Source organism: Lactiplantibacillus fabifermentans DSM 21115 (assembly GCF_000498955.2).
Classification (GTDB): Bacteria; Bacillota; Bacilli; order Lactobacillales; family Lactobacillaceae; genus Lactiplantibacillus; species Lactiplantibacillus fabifermentans.
In genome coordinates, this window is record NZ_AYGX02000001.1 from 1 (window position 1) to 4,224 (window position 4,224).

Here is a 4,224-nt window from a genome sequence, read left to right on the forward strand (position 1 = left end):
GAAGCTGATCTTTTTTGTCCGAACAGCGTTCGGATTAATTTTACAATCTACCTTATTACTAAGCTATTCCGGTATACTCAACGTACGATTATTTTTCGAAAGTAGGTCGGAGATGAAACGACGACTGATTATCATGAGTTTTTTGAGCATCCTTGGCGGTTATAGTCATTATCAGTATTATGAACACAGCCGGCCCGCTAAAGCGCCACAAGTAGCGGCCAATACCCGACCACCAGTGCGCGCAACGACCGGTCATCCGGTGGCAGGTGCTGAAAATGATGTCCGTTTGCATTTACCAGTCAAACAGCGGACTGCCTATTTTGGCGAGCCCATTAAGGGAAGTGTGCAGACCACTTTCAAGCAACCGACCTTAGTGACCACCAAGCAAGCCGGCCAATCGATGTTGCAGTTGCAAGTTCCTTATCAGGTGGCGATTCAGCCGACTCCGGTCAAAGATTTGCAGCCGGTGCATCGCAATGTCGATCACTTAGTCCGCGTAACGGCAGGTGGCCGAACATGGGCTGCCCAAGCAGGTGAAAACTGGGAACTGACCGCTGAAAAACCAACCGCACAAGGGATCGTGCTAGTTAATATGTTGATTGACGATACTCATCCAGAAGCAGTATTGCGCAATTATAAGTTACAAATGTATGAACCAACCCACGCTGACTGGACGGCGTTGTTCACCATTAAGCATCGGCAGATGACGATTTAAAAAACGGCGGCAATTTTCATAATTGTGGTCGTTTTTTTGTTGCGAGGATAAAAAAATATTTTGATATTGATTAGGAACGCCTTTTTCAACCTGATTCTTGTGGCGTCAGGATGTGTATAAGCTACAGAGCACAAGTTGAATGTAGTATGAATATATTTTTTGCATAATGGTGGATAGAAATGCTTGTGGATAAGTCTAAATTAAAAATGTGACTAGATTAGATATTATGTAAATCATTAATTGAAAAATGTGTATTAATAATTGATATTAGTTATCTAAATATAGAGTCCTAAACATTTTTATAGCGCCATTTCGGTGTGTTTCACAACAGTTGCCAAGCTAAAATAACGTGCTTATAATTCAATTTGAAAAGTTAATTAACAATAGTTGCACACGCCTCAAAATAAATAAGTATTAACTGAAAGCGAGGGTGTTCGCATGAAAAAATGGCGATGGAGTTGGCTGAGCCTAATTGTATTTGGAATTGCCATTAGCCCAGCCCTGGCGGTAGAGGCGGTTGACCAAACTGGTGAAACGACTACGAAGTTCGAATTAACACCAAATACAGGTGCCGTTAGTCTAGTTAATCCCGATAATCCGCAAACAATTGCCGCAACCGATGATCTACCGATAAATAACAGTTTAGTACCTAGTGCGAGTGGGCTTACCTTAGCATATATCACGTCAACATTAGATTTTGGGCAACAAACGGTCAGTATTGTGGATGATAATCATTACTCGCCATCCTTACCCCAGTCGGCTCTGTGGCATGACAAGTTTGTTATTGAGATTGCTGACGGCCGGGGAACACAAGTTGGTTGGCAATTAAACATCAGTGGTGCCCCATTTCAAACGACTAATTCTGATGAAAATGGGAATCATCTGATTGCTAATAATGTCACATTATCTATCCCGGCAGGCATTGTAAAGAGCAGTAGTGAAAAATCTGCTTCAATTAGTTCTAAAAATGTTGAAGTTCCGTTGGACGGCACTTCAACGTCAAAGCCCCTATTGACTGCACCGAAAGGAACGGGAATGGGGATGACTACGGTTCAAATTGATCCGAATCAAATTAAGCTAAACATTCCAGCTAATTCGGTTAAACCGGGGGCTTATCAGACGGGGCTAAATTGGACTTTAGCAGCAGTACCTCAAAACTAGGAGAACAAAAATGTGGGGGAGTGAGGTCATGGATTGCTTGAAAAAGATGACAAAAACGCTGATGAGCTTAGTTGTCTTATTTAGTGTGATGGCTTCTGGGGTGATGGTGGGATTGGCGGCTACAAACGAGCAAAATGTTATTAAACCAAGTAAGTACTTCTGTCGGAAGAAAAACTTAATTCTTAGTAACACCAACGATGCTGGTATCGCACTTGTTAACTATCCCAGTCTGGTATCAATGACTGCTGATAATGTGGTCAATGGGCGATTAACTAAAAACACAAAGCATGTGACGGTTACGTTTGGTAATGATGGTCGTATTGACTCAGCCGGAAATATACAAGAAGATGTGGGTAGGCCATTCAAGCTATCAGAAGGCAGCCATAAACTCGAATATTTACGGATGGATATTACGGATTCGAGAGGGAAGTCATTGGTACTGAATCCGTCTGAGGGACTTTTTAAAGCAGTGAATAATCAAATTACTCTTAGTAATCAAGACTTTCTTGGAGGCTTATTCGGTGGAAGAATAAGCGATTCGAAAAAAAATTTAAATGTTGATTTGAGTGGTATCCAAGAAAGTTTACCAATTGATATTGGATTTAGAATTAAATTAGTTGGCAATCCCACTGAGTATGGATATACGTTGGGAACATTCAAAACTGACCCGGATATGAAGTATAATTTGTCAATTGATAAACAAGTCGGAACAACTAGCCAACATATTTTTGGGACCGCATCGCCCAATGGCACGGTTTCAAGTAACGTTAATGACGTGACGAAAGACGTTGACCAGAGTGGCAAGTATGATTTGGCCGTAGGGAATGGGTTACAAGATTTCTTTAAAACTCATGATACGGTAGTCTTGACTGAAAGCAATATTTTTGGAGATCATACAACATTGAAGCAGCAGCAAATTAAACTAACTAAATCTGATCCTAAACCAGAATTCTATTTGGATGATTTGGATAGTGTCCATGAGAAGAATGATGCGGATATCATCGACATGCTATGCAAAAAATTTAAAATTGCAACGACGAATGTGCCAGGTGGAGCCGATGGGGTAACATACCATAGCGATGTTACTGACATTGCTAATAAAATTGAGGCATTAAAGGACAATGACACCCTAACCCTTAATTTGCATGCATCAAAAGCTGGGTGGTTTGATTCAGCGCCAATTAATATAAAAATAATATCACAGCCGGGCGTGTTGGGGCTTAGCATGAATCAAACAGAATTGGATTTTGGTAAATTTCCAGTCCCATTGGTGCGGCAATCAATTTGGTATCCCAAAACATGGGAATTGACGGTTACTGATAATCGACGAAAGCGTTATGGTTGGAGGTTGGTTGCACAGGCTAAGGTACCGGGCCCAAATTCAAGAAATGATTTAAACCGTTTTTTGTCTTACAGTGATGGAAACTTTGCGTATGACCTGTCTGATCAGACACCTGTTTTAGAGGATAAAGAAGAAGACGGCGTGCGACCGGCTATGAAGACTTTAACGCTTAATGGCCAGGCAGGTGAGGGCATATTTATCAATGCGGGTCCTGACATGCGAGCAGAAACATATACTGGAAAAATTACTTGGACATTGGAAATTACCCCAAATCCCGCCGCATAAAAGCCGTAGCGAAATCCGCTACGGCTTTTTAATATTCACAAGCATCAATCAAAAAAACTTATCCACAGTGGAAAACTATTCATGATGTCCAAAGCGTTGTAGATAACTCGCAAAGTTTTCGTTATCGGTGGTAATCCCAGTCTCTTTTTCTTCGTACCAATTGATCTTATCATTCAAAATCTGCAAATGATGCTGAACTTCATTGAATTGAACTAAGAAGTCTGCTTTGACTTGCTTCAATAACTCTAAACGTTGGGGAATGGTAGCATCACCTTCCGCACGCCAGACGACGTATTGCTTCAATTCGCTAATACTCATGCCGGTACCTTTTAAATGTAATAGAAATTTGACCCAGTTAACGTCACTTTCTTCATAATAACGACGGCCATTGGCATGGCGATGCGGTTCAATCAAACCTTCGTTTTCGTAATAACGCAAGGTGGGGGCGGTTAAACCGACCGCTTTAGCGAAGTCCCCGATGGAATAAATTTTTTCAGTAGCAGTTGCCATATTATCCGTCCTTTCTTCAAGTTACTTTAACAATGATGATAACACGAAAACTTATTTTAACAAGTTTGAACTTTTGTGTTGACTTAAAGTGCACTTGAAGTTATATGATGAATTCATCGTTAAAGCAGCACGATTTTAGGAGGAAAATAAAATGACTAATGGTAGATTGTAAAATTAATCCGAACGCTGTTCGGACAAAAAAGATCAGCTT

4 protein-coding genes are annotated in these 4,224 nt (G+C 40.8%); 3 read left to right on the forward strand and 1 reads right to left on the reverse strand.

Annotated features, from left to right (window positions below):
* Positions 1 to 112 precede the first annotated feature (112 nt).
* From DY78_RS00005 to DY78_RS00015, 3 genes are all read left to right on the forward strand, one after another.
* Positions 113 to 715: a hypothetical protein gene (locus tag DY78_RS00005; RefSeq protein WP_024626294.1), complete on the forward strand. Its 603-nt coding sequence runs from the start codon at positions 113 to 115 to the stop codon at positions 713 to 715.
* A gap of 438 nt (positions 716 to 1,153) precedes the next feature.
* Positions 1,154 to 1,876 carry a WxL domain-containing protein gene (locus tag DY78_RS00010; RefSeq protein WP_024626293.1) on the forward strand — a complete coding sequence of 241 codons (723 nt, stop codon included), beginning with the start codon at positions 1,154 to 1,156 and terminating at the stop codon, positions 1,874 to 1,876.
* A 37-nt stretch (positions 1,877 to 1,913) separates the two neighbouring features.
* Positions 1,914 to 3,503 carry a hypothetical protein gene (locus DY78_RS00015; RefSeq protein ID WP_156404082.1) on the forward strand — a complete coding sequence of 530 codons (1,590 nt, stop codon included), beginning with the start codon at positions 1,914 to 1,916 and terminating at the stop codon, positions 3,501 to 3,503.
* A gap of 75 nt (positions 3,504 to 3,578) precedes the next feature.
* Here DY78_RS00015 and DY78_RS00020 read toward each other — a convergent pair whose 3' ends face one another.
* Entirely contained in the window at positions 3,579 to 4,013 is a 435-nt protein-coding gene (locus DY78_RS00020; RefSeq protein ID WP_024626291.1) for a MerR family transcriptional regulator, read from the reverse strand.
* Between the last annotated feature and the right edge of the window lie 211 nt (positions 4,014 to 4,224).

Coding starts and splice junctions, on each gene's coding strand:
- DY78_RS00005 (WP_024626294.1), top strand. CDS start 113: ATGAAACGACGACTGATTATCATGAGTTTTTTGAGCATCCTTGGCGGT.
- DY78_RS00010 (WP_024626293.1), top strand. CDS start 1,154: ATGAAAAAATGGCGATGGAGTTGGCTGAGCCTAATTGTATTTGGAATT.
- DY78_RS00020 (WP_024626291.1), bottom strand. CDS start 4,013: ATGGCAACTGCTACTGAAAAAATTTATTCCATCGGGGACTTCGCTAAA.